Origin of the sequence: Pseudomonas sp. FSL R10-0056 (assembly GCF_009600105.1) — a bacterium.
Taxonomy (GTDB): domain Bacteria; phylum Pseudomonadota; class Gammaproteobacteria; order Pseudomonadales; family Pseudomonadaceae; genus Aquipseudomonas; species Aquipseudomonas bubulae.
The window spans coordinates 1-15,302 of the sequence record NZ_WIWL01000180.1 but is presented as its reverse complement, the minus strand read 5'-3'; the positions used below and the strand labels follow the sequence as shown (position 1 = coordinate 15,302).

At 58.2% G+C, this 15,302-nt stretch carries 16 protein-coding genes; 13 read left to right on the top strand and 3 right to left on the bottom strand.

The annotated features are described in order from the left end of the window. The first annotated feature begins 1 nt into the window (after position 1). From fdx to GHO42_RS12980, 13 genes are all read left to right on the top strand, one after another. On the top strand, positions 2 to 343 hold the full coding sequence (gene fdx / locus GHO42_RS13040; RefSeq protein ID WP_003443365.1) for an ISC system 2Fe-2S type ferredoxin: 342 nt from the start codon (positions 2 to 4) through the stop codon (positions 341 to 343). Between the two features lie 12 nt (positions 344 to 355). Then, on the top strand, positions 356 to 556 hold the full coding sequence (gene iscX, locus GHO42_RS13035) for a Fe-S cluster assembly protein IscX (protein WP_016779607.1): 201 nt from the start codon (positions 356 to 358) through the stop codon (positions 554 to 556). Positions 557 to 650: 94 nt separating this feature from the next. After that, positions 651 to 1,076 carry a nucleoside-diphosphate kinase gene (gene ndk / locus GHO42_RS13030; protein WP_016779608.1) on the top strand — a complete coding sequence of 142 codons (426 nt, stop codon included), beginning with the start codon at positions 651 to 653 and terminating at the stop codon, positions 1,074 to 1,076. Between the two features lie 28 nt (positions 1,077 to 1,104). Beyond that, positions 1,105 to 2,253 carry a 23S rRNA (adenine(2503)-C(2))-methyltransferase RlmN gene (rlmN, locus tag GHO42_RS13025; protein ID WP_095001468.1) on the top strand — a complete coding sequence of 383 codons (1,149 nt, stop codon included), beginning with the start codon at positions 1,105 to 1,107 and terminating at the stop codon, positions 2,251 to 2,253. A gap of 12 nt (positions 2,254 to 2,265) precedes the next feature. After that, positions 2,266 to 3,024 (top strand): type IV pilus biogenesis/stability protein PilW, encoded by a 759-nt coding sequence (pilW, locus tag GHO42_RS13020; protein ID WP_095020373.1) that lies wholly within the window; start codon positions 2,266 to 2,268, stop codon positions 3,022 to 3,024. Further along, positions 3,024 to 4,010 (top strand): RodZ family helix-turn-helix domain-containing protein, encoded by a 987-nt coding sequence (locus GHO42_RS13015; RefSeq protein WP_095020374.1) that lies wholly within the window; start codon positions 3,024 to 3,026, stop codon positions 4,008 to 4,010. The genes pilW and GHO42_RS13015 overlap by 1 nt, the downstream gene beginning before the upstream one ends. Positions 4,011 to 4,013: 3 nt before the next feature. Next, on the top strand, positions 4,014 to 5,123 hold the full coding sequence (gene ispG / locus GHO42_RS13010; protein ID WP_086795918.1) for a flavodoxin-dependent (E)-4-hydroxy-3-methylbut-2-enyl-diphosphate synthase: 1,110 nt from the start codon (positions 4,014 to 4,016) through the stop codon (positions 5,121 to 5,123). A 22-nt stretch (positions 5,124 to 5,145) separates the two neighbouring features. Then, positions 5,146 to 6,435, top strand: coding sequence for a histidine--tRNA ligase (gene hisS, locus GHO42_RS13005; RefSeq protein WP_095001465.1), 1,290 nt, complete (start codon positions 5,146 to 5,148; stop codon positions 6,433 to 6,435). A 40-nt stretch (positions 6,436 to 6,475) separates the two neighbouring features. Then, positions 6,476 to 7,117 carry a tetratricopeptide repeat protein gene (locus tag GHO42_RS13000; RefSeq protein ID WP_095001464.1) on the top strand — a complete coding sequence of 214 codons (642 nt, stop codon included), beginning with the start codon at positions 6,476 to 6,478 and terminating at the stop codon, positions 7,115 to 7,117. Continuing rightward, positions 7,110 to 8,261 (top strand): outer membrane protein assembly factor BamB, encoded by a 1,152-nt coding sequence (bamB, locus tag GHO42_RS12995; protein ID WP_095018336.1) that lies wholly within the window; start codon positions 7,110 to 7,112, stop codon positions 8,259 to 8,261. The genes GHO42_RS13000 and bamB overlap by 8 nt, the downstream gene beginning before the upstream one ends. A gap of 138 nt (positions 8,262 to 8,399) precedes the next feature. Next, on the top strand, positions 8,400 to 9,869 hold the full coding sequence (gene der / locus GHO42_RS12990; RefSeq protein ID WP_016779615.1) for a ribosome biogenesis GTPase Der: 1,470 nt from the start codon (positions 8,400 to 8,402) through the stop codon (positions 9,867 to 9,869). A 123-nt stretch (positions 9,870 to 9,992) separates the two neighbouring features. Further along, entirely contained in the window at positions 9,993 to 11,141 is a 1,149-nt protein-coding gene (locus tag GHO42_RS12985) for a pyridoxal phosphate-dependent aminotransferase (protein ID WP_095018337.1), read from the top strand. Beyond that, entirely contained in the window at positions 11,129 to 11,920 is a 792-nt protein-coding gene (locus GHO42_RS12980; RefSeq protein WP_095018338.1) for an amidohydrolase, read from the top strand. The genes GHO42_RS12985 and GHO42_RS12980 overlap by 13 nt, the downstream gene beginning before the upstream one ends. Positions 11,921 to 12,131: 211 nt before the next feature. On the opposite strand, the gene leuA is transcribed toward GHO42_RS12980, so the two are convergent. The 3 genes from leuA to GHO42_RS12965 all read right to left on the bottom strand — a co-directional run. Then, positions 12,132 to 13,811, bottom strand: coding sequence for a 2-isopropylmalate synthase (gene leuA / locus GHO42_RS12975; protein ID WP_133144812.1), 1,680 nt, complete (start codon positions 13,809 to 13,811; stop codon positions 12,132 to 12,134). Between the two features lie 345 nt (positions 13,812 to 14,156). Next, positions 14,157 to 14,981: a peptidoglycan DD-metalloendopeptidase family protein gene (locus tag GHO42_RS12970; RefSeq protein WP_095018339.1), complete on the bottom strand. Its 825-nt coding sequence runs from the start codon at positions 14,979 to 14,981 to the stop codon at positions 14,157 to 14,159. A 3-nt stretch (positions 14,982 to 14,984) separates the two neighbouring features. After that, on the bottom strand, positions 14,985 to 15,302 hold a 318-nt coding region (locus GHO42_RS12965; protein WP_306108755.1), incomplete at its 5' end, for an exodeoxyribonuclease VII large subunit.

Below are 15,302 nucleotides of genomic sequence, written 5' to 3'. Positions count from 1 at the left end.
GATGCCGCAGATCATTTTTCTGCCACACGCCGAGCACTGCCCGGACGGTATGGTTGTAGAGGCTGAGACCGGCAAGACCATTCTCGAAGTGGCCCACGACAACCACATTGAAATCGAAAGTGCCTGCGGTGGTGTTTGTGCCTGCACCACTTGTCATTGCGTGATTCGCGAGGGTTTCGACTCGTTGAACGAAGCTGACGAGCTGGAAGAGGACTATCTTGATAGAGCATGGGGTCTGGAAGCGACTTCGCGCCTGAGCTGTCAGGCCCGCGTTGGTACTGAAGACATCACCGTCGAGATTCCGAAATACTCGCTCAACCATGCTGCCGAAGCGCCGCACTGATAAGGAATTGGCATGAGCCTTAAATGGGTTGATGTACAGGAAATCGCGATCCAGCTGGCTGAAGCTCACCCGGATGTCGATCCGCTCTCGGTGAATTTCGTCACGCTGCGCAATCTGGTCATGGCGCTGCCGGAGTTCGACGATATCCCTGATCGCGGCGGAGAGAAGGTGCTCGAAGCCATTCAGGGTTTGTGGATCGAAGAAGCCGACTAAGCTTGCAACGCACGTAATTATGCAATACCCAAGAACCCGCGTATAATTCGCGGGTTTAATTTTTCGCTTAAATCACTGTTTCTGGAGTTACACCATGGCTGTTCAACGTACTTTCTCCATCATCAAGCCTGACGCCGTTGCTAAAAACGTTATCGGCAAGATCGTTACCCGTTTCGAAGACGCTGGCCTGAAGGTTGTAGCTTCCAAACTGAAGCAACTGTCCAAAGCTGAAGCTGAAGGCTTCTACGCTGAGCACAGCGAGCGCGGCTTCTTCGGCGACCTGGTTGCTTTCATGATCTCCGGTCCTGTTGTTGTTCAGGTTCTGGAAGGCGAAAACGCTATCGCTCTGAACCGCGAGCTGATGGGCGCTACCAACCCTAAAGAAGCAGCTGCCGGCACTATCCGTGCTGATTTCGCTGAATCCATCGACGCAAACGCTGTTCACGGTTCCGACTCTGAAGCCGCTGCTGCTCGTGAAATCTCGTACTTTTTCGCAGCTACTGAAGTAACCACTCGCTAAGTATTGGCTTGTGAGTGAGGGTGAAGACATGATTGCAACGACTGGCAAAACCAACCTGTTGGGTTTGACTCAACCGGAAATGGAGAAATTCTTCGACTCAATCGGGGAGAAGCGTTTCCGTGCCGGTCAGGTCATGAAGTGGATTCACCACTTTGGCGTCGATGATTTCGACGCCATGACTAACGTCAGCAAGGCCTTGCGCGACAAGCTCAAGGCCATTGCTGAGGTTCGTGGGCCTGAAGTCGTCAGCGAGGACATCTCCAGCGATGGCACCCGTAAGTGGGTGGTACGCGTAGAGTCCGGCAGCTGCGTCGAGACCGTTTATATTCCCTCGGGCAAACGTGGCACCCTGTGCGTTTCGTCCCAGGCTGGCTGTGCCCTGGACTGCAGTTTCTGCTCCACCGGCAAGCAAGGCTTCAACAGCAACCTCACCGCCGCCGAAGTGATTGGCCAGGTGTGGATTGCCAACAAATCCTTTGGCAGCGTTCCGGCAACCATCGACCGCGCCATCACCAACGTGGTGATGATGGGCATGGGCGAACCGCTGCTGAACTTCGACAATGTCATTTCTGCCATGCACCTGATGATGGATGACCTGGGCTACGGCATCTCCAAGCGCCGTGTCACCCTGTCTACCTCCGGCGTGGTGCCGATGATCGATGAGCTGGCCAAGCACATTGACGTTTCGCTGGCATTGTCGCTGCACGCACCTAACGACGAACTGCGTAGTCAATTGGTGCCGATCAACAAGAAGTACCCGCTGGCCATGCTGCTTGATTCCTGCCGTCGCTATATGGCGACCCTGGGCGAAAAGCGCGTGCTGACCGTTGAGTACACCTTGCTCAAGGATGTGAACGACCATGTCGATCACGCCCGAGAAATGATCGAGCTGCTTAAAGACACACCGTGCAAGATCAACCTGATCCCGTTCAATCCGTTCCCGCATTCTGGCTATGAGCGCCCGAGCAACAATGCCATTCGCCGTTTCCAGGAGCTGTTGCAGCAGGCTGGCTACAACGTGACCGTGCGCACCACCCGTGGTGAAGACATCGATGCGGCGTGCGGGCAGCTGGTAGGTCAGGTCAATGACCGTACCCGCCGCAGTTCGCGCCTGATCGCGGCGCGTGAGCTGAGTGCTGACGCCGATACAGCGCAAAACGCTGCCTCTGCGCCCTGAGAGAGGACATCCATGATCCTGCGCGCTGCGCTCCCGGTCGTTTTGGTCAGCTTTTTGGCTGGCTGCGTGTCATCGGGCGATTCAAGCCCGATGGCTGGCGACAAAGGGCGTAACGAGGCGCGTCAGGCTTATGTTCAGCTGGGTCTGGGCTATTTGCAGCAAGGGATGACCGAACAGGCCAAAGTCCCTTTGCGCAAGGCCCTTGAACTCGACAAGACCGACCCGGACACCAACGCCGCACTGGCCTTGGTGTTTCAGGCCGAAATGGAGTTTGCCCTGGCCGAGCAGGCATTCCGTACCGCGTTGAACGGTCGGCCAGCTGATGCCCGGATCCTCAATAATTACGGCAGTTTCCTGTTTGAGCGTCAGCGCTATCAGGAGGCCAGCGTGCAGTTTCAAAAGGCGGCAGCAGACAACCTTTATCCGGAACGCTCCCGCATCTACGAAAATCTGGGTATAACGTCACTTGAGTTGGGGCAACCTGAAGCGGGGCGCCAGCAGCTTGAAAAAGCACTGCGCCTGAACCCTCGACAACCCCGTGCGTTGCTTGAAATGGCCGAGATGGCTTATCAGGACAAACAATATGTAACGGCGCGTGACTTTTACGATCGTTTTAGCCTGCTTAGCGGGCAAAATGCACGTAGTCTATTGCTCGGTGCGCGACTGGCGAGTGTTTTCGATGACCGCACCCCAACTGCCAACCATGGCCAGCAACTAAAACGACTCTATCCCGGCACGCCGGAATATCAGCAATACCTGTCGGAGCAATGATGAAAGCGGCGCAACCCGAAGTTCTAGCAGCGACTCGTGTCAATCCCGGTGAGACTCTGCGTCAGGCCCGTGAAAACAATGGCTGGACGCTGGCTGAAGTCGCCTTGAAACTCAACCTCACGGCCAGCTCCCTGAGCAACCTTGAAACGGGCGCGTTCGACAAACTGCCTGGGCATACCTTTGCCCGGGGCTATATCCGGGCCTATGCCAAATTGCTGGGTATGGACCAGGCCGCCCTTGTGCGTGAATTTGACCTGTACACCGGCACTGATGCCAACGGCAGCAACGTGCACAGCCTGGGTCGCATAGAAGAGCCGGTGCGCGTGTCGCATACCATTTTGCGTATCGTCAGCCTGTTGCTGTTGATTGCCGTGGTCGGAGGCGGTTTTATCTGGTGGCAAGACCAGACGTCCATGCGCGCCAAGGACCTGATTGGTCTTGCTCCGGAACACGTCGAAGTCGAAGGGGCTGACGGCACAACCCGCATCCACCCGCTGGACGAACCTGAAGATCAGGCAGTAGCCGAGGCCAAGGCCGAAGGCGAAACACCTCTGGCGGCCGAATCGGCGCCGGAGCAGGGCGCGACCACGGCACTGGCATTGCCGGGTGCTCCCGCTGCCGAGCCCCAGGCACCCGTTGCCGTTCCGGTACAGCCAGTACCTGCTGCTGTTGCGCCAGTTGCGCCAGTAGTGGCACCTGTTACGTCCACCGCGCCTGCGCCCGACACTGCCGCCCCGGTTGCCGGTGCTGGCAAAGTGAGCGTGCAATACACCGCTGATTGCTGGACTCAAGTGACCGACGGCACGGGCAAAGTGCTGTTTGGTGGCTTGAAGCGCAAGGGCGAAAATCTAGAAGTGAGCGGCAAGCCACCCCTGAGCTTGCGCCTGGGCTATGCCCGCGGTGCCCAGGTCAGCTATAACGGCCAGCCTGTGGATGTCGCTCCTTTCACCAGTGGCGAGACTGCTCGTCTGAAGTTGGGTCAATAAGTCATGCACGGCGAATCACCAATCAAACGTCGCGAATCGCGCAAAATCTGGGTCGGTAATGTACCTGTAGGTGGCGATGCCCCTATTGCTGTGCAGAGCATGACCAACAGTGACACCAATGACGTCGCTGCAACCGTTGCGCAAATCAACCGCCTGGAAGCCGCGGGTGTCGATATCGTGCGGGTTTCCGTGCCGGATATGGACGCAGCCGAGGCTTTTGGCCGGATCAAGCAACTGGTCAAGGTGCCATTGGTCGCCGACATTCACTTCGATTACCGCATCGCCCTGCGCGTTGCAGAGTTGGGTGTGGACTGCCTGCGCATCAACCCGGGCAACATCGGTCGCGAAGACCGTGTGCGGGCGGTGGTTGATGCAGCCCGCGATCGCGGTATTCCGATCCGAATCGGCGTCAACGCCGGTTCCCTGGAAAAAGACCTGCAAAAAAAATACGGCGAACCGACGCCTGCCGCTCTGGTCGAATCGGCACTGCGCCACGTTGAGCACCTTGAACGCCTGAATTTCAAGGACTTCAAGGTCAGCGTAAAGGCCTCCGACGTGTTTATGGCGGTTGAAGCCTACCGTCTGCTGGCCAAGGAAATCGTCCAGCCGCTGCATCTGGGCATTACCGAAGCCGGTGGTTTGCGTTCAGGCACAGTGAAATCTGCCGTGGGCCTAGGTATGCTGCTCGCCGAAGGAATTGGCGATACCATCCGCATCTCCCTGGCAGCAGACCCGGTTGAGGAAGTAAAAGTCGGTTACGACATCCTCAAGTCCTTGCACCTGCGCTCGCGCGGCATCAACTTTATCGCGTGCCCGAGCTGCTCGCGGCAGAACTTCGACGTGGTGAAAACCATGAACGAACTTGAAGTTCGCCTCGAAGACCTGCTGGTGCCGCTGGATGTTGCCGTGATCGGTTGTGTGGTCAATGGCCCTGGCGAAGCCAAGGAAGCCCATGTGGGGCTCACCGGTGGTACACCCAACCTGATTTACATCGACGGCAAGCCGTCGCAGAAACTGACGAATGACAATCTGGTGGATGAGCTCGAAAGACTGATCCGGCAGAAGGCGGCCGAAAAGGTCGAAGCTGACGCAGCCGTTATCGCGCGCGGCTAACCAGACGAATAAAGGATTTATTGTGAGCAAGTCTTTGCAAGCCATTCGTGGCATGAACGACATCCTGCCGGAGCAGACGCCTCTGTGGCGCTACTTCGAGAGCAAGGTTTCGCGTTTGCTGGATAACTACGGTTACAAGCAGATCCGCATGCCAATCGTCGAATTCACCGAGCTGTTCAAACGCTCGATCGGTGAAGTGACCGATATCGTCGAAAAAGAGATGTACACCTTCGAGGACCGCAACGGCGATTCGCTGACGCTGCGTCCTGAGGGGACTGCGGCGTGCGTGCGTGCGGTGCTTGAGCACGGCATCACCGGCGGTGGCCAGGTGCAAAAACTCTGGTACATCGGCCCGATGTTCCGTCACGAGCGCCCGCAAAAAGGCCGTTATCGCCAGTTCCACCAGATTGGCGTCGAGGTGTTCAACCTCGATGGTCCGGACATCGATGCCGAACTGATCGTGCTGACCTGGCGCCTGTGGGGCGAGCTGGGTATCCGCGATGCGGTCAAGCTCGAACTCAACAGCCTGGGCACCAGCGAAGCCCGTGCGCGCTATCGTGCGGCCCTGGTCGAGTATTTGTCCTCGCGTCTGAGCGAACTTGACGAAGACAGCCAACGTCGCCTCAAGTCCAACCCGCTGCGTGTGCTCGACACCAAGAACGCCGATACCCAGGCGGTTCTGGTGGATGCACCGAAACTGGTGGACTACCTGGACGAAGAGTCCCGCGTGCATTTCGAGGGCCTCAAGGCTCGCCTCGATGCCGCCGGCATCCCGTACACGATAAACCCGAAGCTGGTTCGTGGCCTGGACTACTACAGCAAGACCGTATTTGAATGGGTAACCGACAAACTGGGCGCCCAGGGCACCGTGTGTGCGGGCGGTCGTTATGATGGCCTGGTCGAGCAGATGGGCGGCAAGCCTACTGCCGGTGTCGGTTTTGCCATGGGCATCGAGCGCCTGATCCTACTGCTCGAAACCCTTGAGCAGATCCCCGAAGAAATCGCACGTCAGGTCGATGTTTACCTGTGTGCTTTCGGCGAAGCCGCCGAACTGGCAGCCCTGGCTTTGAGCGAACGCGTTCGTGATCAACTGCCAAACCTGCGCCTGCAGATCAATGCCGGTGCGGGCAGCTTCAAAAGCCAGTTCAAAAAGGCTGACAAGAGCGGTGCACTGTTTGCGCTGATCCTGGGTGACGACGAATTGGCCCAGCAAGTGGTAGGTGTAAAACCCCTGCGTGGCCAGGGCGAACAACAAACGATTGCCTGGGATGCTCTAGCCGAGCACTTGGCCACCTGCATCGTGCAGGGTTGAAGCTGCAAAACAGCCGATTTAGCGAATAAGGAGTGTTGGGGTGTCGAGTAACGAAGATGATCAGCTGGGCGAGTTGAAAGACTGGTGGCAGCGCAACGGCAAACCCCTGCTGACTGGCGGCTTGCTTGCGCTGGTAGTGGTGTCCGGCTGGCAGCTCTGGCACAAATATCAGGCGAATCAGTCGCAAGGTGCGTCGGTTCTCTACCAACAATTGCTTGAAACCACGCTCACCCCTGACGGCAAGCCGGATGTGGCCCGCGTGGCGGATCTGGCCAACAAGCTGAAAAGTGAATACGCAGGCACTGCCTATTCGCAATTTGGCGGCCTGTTTGTGGCCAAGGTGGCGGTGGACAACGGCAAGCTTGATGACGCGGCTACCGAGCTGAAAGTCATTGTCGACAAGCCGGCCAATGCCACTCTGGGCGAAGTGGCGCGTCAGCGTCTGGCTCAGGTACTGGCAGCACAGGGCAAGGTTGACGATGCCCTGAAGCTGCTGGAAGGCGACTCGGACAAGGCATTCCTGGCCAGCCGTGAAGAACTCAAGGGCGACCTGCTGGTGCAGCAGGGCCGTACTGACGATGCGCGTGCAGCCTACGAGAAGGCCAAGGCCGGATTGTCGGATGAAGCAGCAGTAGGCGGCTTGCAAATCAAGCTCGATGACCTGGCCAAAGGGGATGCGTGACGTGATGCGATGGAAACATGCAGCATTGCTGGCTCTGGTCGTTTTGGCCGCGGGTTGCAGCAGCAACAGCAAAAAAGAATTGCCACCGGCGGAGCTGACCGACTTCAAAGAAGAAGTCGTGCTGCAAAAGCAGTGGAGCCGCTCGATCGGTGACGGTCAGGGCAAAACCTACAACATGCTGGTTCCGGCTGTTGAAGGCAATAATATCTACGCTGCTGACGTAACGGGCGTGGTGATGTCTCTGGACCGCATGAACGGCGACGTTGAGTGGAAAAAAGACCTCGATCTGCCTGTTTCCGGCGCAGTTGGCCTGGGCTATGGCCTGGTCATGCTTGGCACCTTGCAAGGTGACGTGATTGCCCTGGATTCCAGCACAGGCGAAGAAAAATGGCGCTCTCGCGTTAACAGCGAAGTGCTTGCACCTCCTGCGACCAACGGTGATGTGGTGGTGGTACAGACTCAGGACGATCGTCTGATCGGTCTGGATGCTGACACCGGCAATCAGCGCTGGACGTATGACAGCACGCCGGGCGTGCTGACCCTGCGTGGTACGGGGGCGCCACTGGTGACCAATCACCTGGCCATCGGCGGTTTGTCGACCGGTAAAGTGGTCGCCCTGGATACGCGCAACGGCGTGCCTGTGTGGGAGCAACGTGTTGCCATCCCGCAGGGTCGCTCCGAGCTTGAACGCATTGTCGATATCGACGGTGGCCTGCTGTTGTCTGGCGGTACACTGTACGTCGCCAGCTACCAGGGCCGCATGGCGGCACTGGACATGGAATCGGGTCGCGTGCTCTGGCAGCGTGATGCTTCCAGCTATGCAGGTGTCGCCCAAGGTTTCGGCAGCGTCTACGTCAGCCTGGCGTCGGGCACTGTAGAAGGCGTTGACGAGCGTTCGACCACCTCGCTGTGGAGCAATGATGCTCTGGCACGCCGCCAATTGTCGGCTCCAGAGGTCTTCTCCAGCTATGTGGCAGTCGGTGACATGGAAGGCTATCTGCACCTGCTCAGCCAGGTCGATGGTCGTTTCGTGGGCCGTACCCGTGTTGACAGTGATGGCCTTCGGGCACGTCCGCTGGTGGTCGGTGACATGATTTACGTGTTTGGTAACAGCGGCAAACTGGAAGCCCTGACCATTCGCTAAGGCGTCTATGCTTGAGGCTCTAGGGCCTCGGGCAGCCTTGCTCTGGCAAGGTTTGCGGCACATTTGTGCTGTTCCGAACTCTGGCCGCTGCCTTGCAGCGGCTTTTGTATTTTCTGAAATAACGAAGTGGAGAGCCGCATGGTTCCCGTAATCGCCCTGGTGGGCCGACCAAACGTCGGCAAGTCCACCTTGTTCAACCGCCTGACCAGGACTCGTGACGCCATCGTCGGCGACTTGTCCGGTCTGACCCGTGATCGCCAATACGGTGAGGCCAAGTGGCAAGGGCGTTCCTACATTCTGGTCGACACCGGCGGTATCTCCGGTGACGAGCACGGTATGGACGAAAAAATGGCCGAGCAGTCGCTGCTGGCCATCGAAGAAGCTGACGTCGTTCTGTTCCTGGTAGATGCAAAGGCGGGTTTCACTGCCGCTGACCAGATGATCGGCGAACACCTTCGCAAACGTAACAAGCGCTCCTACGTGGTGGCCAACAAGGTCGACAACATCGACCCGGACATGGCTCGCGCCGAGTTCGCGCCGCTGGGTATGGGCGATGCAATCCCGATCGCCGGTGCCCATGGCCGTGGTATCACGCAGATGCTGGAAATTGCCCTGAGCAACTTCCCGCGTGACGAAGAAGAGCCGGAAGACGGCGAAGAAGAAGTTGTTCTCGAAGGTGAGGAAGCCAAGCGCATTCCGGGCCCTAGCGAAAAAGACGGCATCAAGATCGCAATCATCGGTCGCCCGAACGTCGGTAAATCGACCCTGGTTAACCGCATGCTTGGTGAAGACCGGGTAATCGTCTATGACCAACCGGGTACCACTCGCGACAGTATCTACATCCCGTTCGAGCGTAACGACGAGAAGTACACGCTGATCGACACCGCCGGTGTGCGCAAGCGCGGCAAGATCCACGAAGAAGTTGAAAAATTCTCCGTGGTCAAAACCCTGCAAGCGATCAAAGACGCCAACGTGGTGATCTTTGTGATGGACGCCCGTGAAGGCGTGGTTGACCACGACCTCAACCTGTTGGGCTTTGCCCTGGAGGCCGGTCGGGCTCTGGTTATCGCGATCAACAAGTGGGACGGCATGACCCCTAGCGAGCGCGAGTTCGTCAAGGTCGAGTTGACCCGTCGCCTGTTCTTCGTCGACTTCGCCGATATCCACTTTATCTCGGCGCTGCACGGCACTGGCGTGGGCAACCTGTACCAGTCGGTGCAAAACTCCTTCAAGTCGGCGGTTACCCGCTGGCCGACCAACCGCCTGACCCAGATTCTGGAAGATGCGGTTAGCGAGCACGCGCCACCGATGGTCAACAGCCGCCGGATCAAGCTGCGTTATGCCCACTTGGGTGGTGCCAACCCGCCGATTATCGTGATTCACGGTAACCAGGTTGAGAAGGTGCCGAAGTCTTACGTCCGTTATCTCGAAAACACCTACCGTCGCGTCTTGAAGCTGGTCGGTACGCCGATCCGCATCGAGTTCAAAGGTGGCGAGAACCCGTACGAAGGCAACAAGAACTCGCTGACCGACCGTCAGGTCAACAAGAAACGTCGCATGATGTCGCACCACAAGAAAGCCGAGAAAAATCGCAAAGACAAGCGCTAACCGCGCAAGCTCAAAGCGTAATGAGAAAGGGTCCGAAAGGACCCTTTTTCGTGTCCGGCGTTTGGGCTATCCTCGGTGGGTCCTGTGCCGCAGTCAGTGCCGGGAACTCAACAGGGAACGGCCATGATCACCAGCAAGTTGCCGAACGTCGGCACCACCATCTTCACGCGCATGTCGCAGCTCGCGGCAGAAACCGGCGCACTCAACCTGTCTCAGGGGTTCCCTGACTTCGATGGCCCGCAGGCGTTGCGTGATGCAGTTGGCCAGCACATTGCCAGTGGCCATAACCAATATTCCCCAATGACCGGCCTGCCTGCGTTGCGTCAGCAAGTGGCGGCCAAGATCGCCCGTAGCTATGGCGCACAGGTGGATGCTGACACTGAAGTGACCATCACCCCCGGCGCTACCCAGGCTATTTTCTGCGCCATTCAGGCCGTGATTCATGCTGGCGATGAAGTCATTGTGTTTGATCCGTGCTACGACAGCTACGAGCCTTCGGTCGAACTGGCGGGTGGCCGTTGTGTGCATGTGCAGTTGGGGCTGGATGACTTTTCGATAGACTGGCAAAAGCTTGAAGATGCGCTGAGCCCGCGCACGCGCATGATCATTCTCAACAGCCCGCACAACCCCAGTGGTGCCTTGATCAGCCGTGCCGAGCTTGACCAGTTGGCCCGCCTGATTGCTGATCGGGATATCTACCTCATCAGCGATGAGGTGTACGAACACCTTGTGTTCGATGGCGTGCCCCATGTCAGTGTTTTGTCCCATCCTGAACTGTACGATCGTGCATTCGTGGTTAGCTCTTTCGGCAAGACGTATCACGTTACGGGCTGGAAAACCGGTTATGTCGTGGCACCGCCGGCTCTGACCGCCGAATTGCGCAAGGTTCACCAGTACGTCAGTTTTTGCGGGGTCACTCCCCTGCAATATGCATTGGCTGACTTTATGAGTGCCCACCCCGAGCACGTTGAAGAGTTGCCCGGGTTTTATCAGGCCAAGCGAGACCTGTTTTGTGATTTGCTGAACCCATCGCGTTTTACTTTCAAACCGGTGGCAGGGACGTATTTCCAGTTGGTGGATTACTCCCGAATTCGTCCGGACCTCAATGATGTCGACATGGCGGTGTGGCTGACCCGTGAGCATGGTGTAGCCACCATTCCGGTGTCGGTGTTCTACCAGGCCCCGCCCGCAGGGCAACGGCTGGTTCGACTGTGTTTTGCCAAACGCGAGGAGACGCTGCGTGAAGCAGCAGAGAAACTATGCGTGATCTAAAGGGATTACCCGATTTAAACGTAGCGCTGGTGCAAACCACGCTGGCCTGGCATGACCGTCAGGCCAACTTCGATCATTTCGACGAGCTGCTCGAGCAGGCTGTTGGCGCTGACCTGGTGGTCTTGCCTGAGATGTTCACCACCGGCTTCAGCATGGAGTCCAGTACCCTTGCTGAGCCCGAAAGCGGCCCGACCACCGAGTGGCTGCGCAAGCAGGCACAAAGGCTCAATGCCGTGGTGACGGGCAGCGTGATTGTGCTCGCGGCGGATGGCAGCCACCGTAACCGCCTGTTGTGGGCGCGTCCGGATGGCGAAGTGCTGCATTATGACAAACGCCACCTGTTCCGAATGGCCGGTGAGCATGAGCATTTCACTCCGGGTGAGCGTCAGGTCCAGTTTGAGGTCAAGGGCTGGCGTGTTCGCCCGCTGATTTGCTATGACCTGCGCTTCCCGGTGTGGAGCTGCGACCCCCATGACACCGACCTGTTGCTGTACACCGCCAACTGGCCGGGTGCGCGGCGGTTGCACTGGAACCGTTTGCTGCCGGCGCGGGCCATCGAAAACCTGTGTTATGTCGCGGCGGTGAACCGGGTGGGCACGGACGGCAAAGGTCTGGTGTATACCGGGGACAGTCATATCCTCGATTTTCAGGGCGAGTCGCTGCTCAGTGCAGGGGAGGCGGATGGCGTATTTACCATGAGCCTGAATGCGGGCGAATTGGGTGCTTACCGCGAGCGCTTCCCGGCCAACCTGGATGCGGACAGTTTTGATCTGCGCTGATTTGTAGAAGCAGTTATCAGATTGTGTGTACGACGTAAACCTGTGGGAGCGTGGCTTGCCCGCGATGGCATCACCGCGGTCTGCCTGCCAAATCGCGCCGCCTGAATCGCGAGCAAGCCCGCTCCCACAGGGGCTGGTGATTGCCGGTCATGATGCAATAAAAAGCCCCCAGGGTTCTCACCTTGGGGGCTTTTGCGTTTCAGGCCAACGTTTACGCGGCTTTCGCCTCGGCTTCGCCCAGGGAACGGTTCAGAGCGCTGAACAATGCCTTGAAGCTTGCCGTGGTGATGTTTTCATCAATGCCCACGCCATGCACGGCTCGGCCGCCATTGACCCGCAACTCTATATAAGCCGCAGCCTTGGCGTTGGTGCCAGCACCAATCGCATGCTCGTTGTAGTCCATTATTTCGGCATTGACCGGCAGGCCGGCTACCAGTGCTTCCAGCGCGCCGTTGCCTTTGCCGCTCCAGCGCAGATTGGTTTCGCCGTCGCCTTTGGCCGAGACTTCGACTTCGACCGCACTGTGACCGTTCTCTTCCTGCAAGCGATGGCTGACCAGCGCGTAAGGAGTGTTGGCCTGCAAGTACTCGGTGCGCAGCAAGCTGTGAATCTGCTGAGCAGTCATTTCCAGGCCCAGACGGTCAGTTTCGCGTTGTACCACCTGGCTGAATTCGATCTGCATCCGGCGCGGCAAGCTGATGCCGTATTCCTGCTCCAGCAGGTAAGCGATCCCGCCTTTGCCAGACTGGCTGTTAACCCGAATCACGGCTTCGTAGCTGCGACCGATATCCGCCGGGTCGATCGGCAAGTACGGCACTTCCCACAGGGCGTCCGGTTTCTGCTGGGCGAAGCCTTTGCGGATGGCGTCCTGGTGCGAACCGGAGAACGCGGTGTGCACCAGGTCGCCCACATACGGGTGACGCGGGTGCACCGGGATCTGGTTGCACTCTTCGACAACCTTGCGCACGCCATCGATATCGGAGAAGTCCAGCTGCGGATCCAGGCCCTGGGTGTACATGTTCAGGGCCACGGTCACCAGGTCGACGTTACCGGTCCGTTCGCCGTTACCGAACAGGCAGCCTTCAACACGATCGGCGCCAGCCATCAGGCCCAGCTCGGTGGCGGCTACACCGGTGCCACGGTCGTTGTGGGTGTGCAGGCTGATCAGCACGCTGTCACGGCGATTGATATTGCGGCCGAACCATTCGATCTGGTCGGCGTAGATATTCGGCGTCGCGCACTCAACGGTGGCAGGCAAGTTGAGGATCATCTTGTGCTCAGGCGTCGGGTTCCACACTTCGATTACCGCGTCACACACTTCCTTGGCGAACTCCAGTTCGGTGGCGCTGAAGGTCTCTGGCGAGTATTCGAACGTCCAGTGGGTTTCGGGCTGCTGAGCGGCGTATTTGACGAACAGCTTCGCCGCGCTGACCGCGATTTCCTTGATGCCGTCCTTGTCCTGGTTGAATACGATGCGGCGGAAAGCAGGGCAAGTGGCGTTGTACAGGTGGACGATAGCCTTTTTCGCGCCGCGCAGCGATTCGAAGGTGCGGGCGATCAAGTCTTCGCGGCCCTGGGTCAGCACCTGGATAGTGGTGTCGTCCGGTATATGGCCGTCTTCGATCAGGGTGCGGACAAAGTCAAAGTCGGTTTGCGATGCCGCCGGGAACGATGCCTCGATTTCTTTAACGCCTACGCTGACCAGGGTTTTCCAGAATCGCAGCTTCTTTACCGCATCCATCGGCTCGATCAGCGACTGGTTACCGTCGCGCAAATCGGAACTGCACCAGATCGGCGCCTGGGTGATGGTTTTTGACGGCCACGTTCGGTCGGGCAAATCAATGACCGGGAAGGCACGGTATTTGGAAGAAGGGTCTTTGAGCATGGTCATCAGGCTATCCTTAATATGCAGGCCTGCGATTCAGACGCGGCGAGCCGGAAAAAAACAAAGCAGAAGGCGAGGCACCGCAACTAGCTTTGCAGTCGTGCACTGACGAGGCAAAGGCTGCGATGTTGGCGAAGCAGAATGAGGACGTGAGGTGTGTTCATAGGCTCAACCCTAACCATTGGCGGGAAAGATGGCAAGCCTATAAAAAATATTGAGATAAATGCTCAATAAGACGAGAGATGCGCGTTTTTATAGCGCGTATTGATAAATGTCTTGCTCGATATTGCGTGATTTAAAGGGAGGGCTTGCCTCGCGTGCCACGAGGCATTTTCCCTTTTTGAGCGCTTCTCAGGGAGTGAAGGCACCAATGAAAATCGCCGGATCAACCCGCGCATCATTGAGGCTGACGTTCCAGTGCATATGCGGGCCCGTGGCCCGACCTGTCGCGCCAACCTTGCCCACCACATCGCCACGGGCCAGTTGCTGGCCCACGCGGGTGTCGATTTTCGACATATGGCAGAACATGCTGATAAAGCCCTGGCCGTGATCCACAAACACCGTATTGCCATTGAAGAAGTAATTGCCGATCAGGATTACCTTGCCCGCTGCCGGGGTTTTGATCGGTGTACCAGCAGGTACGGCGAAGTCGAGCCCGGCGTGAGGGTTGCGCTCTTCGCCATTGAAGAAGCGGCGCACGCCGAACTTGCTCGACAGCGGGCCATTGACCGGTTTGTCCAGCAACAGGTTGCTCGGCGTGTTGGGGCTGAAGGTGCGGTAGGCCTTGATCTGGATCGCCAGCTCGTTGTCGATGCGCTTGATATCGGCCGGGTCGGGATTGACCTGACGCTTGTTTTTCAAGGTGATGTGTTGCTCGGGGTATTTTTTGCTGCCCACCGCAAAGCTCAGGTTGCGCCCGCCGGAGGTGATCTGCTGGCTACCGGGTTTGACCGTTAACGGGATGCCGACAATCGCCCGCCAGGTGTCCTGTTCCTTGATCACCATGACCGGCTTGCCGTCATAGCTGGCCTTGGGCGCCTGGGCGCCGCTGCCCAGTTCAATCACGGCCACCCCTCCGGGCACCGGTTTGTTCAGCAGGCGGGTGATATAGCTGTCAGCCGCCTGAGCATTGAAAGTCAGGCACAGCAACAGCACGGCAGAGAAAAAACGTGGCATTGGTTAATCCAGTAAAGAAAGGGTGACAGGCGTGAGGTGATTGTCCTCAACGCGCACTTGCAGTTCGCCTTCGCCCAGCCTGGCGGTCAAGCGCTGACCGTTTTGCGTTTGCGCGGCCCGGCGAACGGCATTGCCCTTTTCATCGAGCAGGATGCTGTAGCCACGGCCCAGGGTCGCCAGCGGGCTGACCACATGCAGGGTTTGCATCTGGTTTTGCAGCTGCATGCGGCGCGCCTTGAGGCCTTCGCGCATGGCCCGGGGCAAGCGCTCGGCCAGGCTGTCCAGACGCTGGCGCAACATGGCCAGCTGACGCCCCGGATG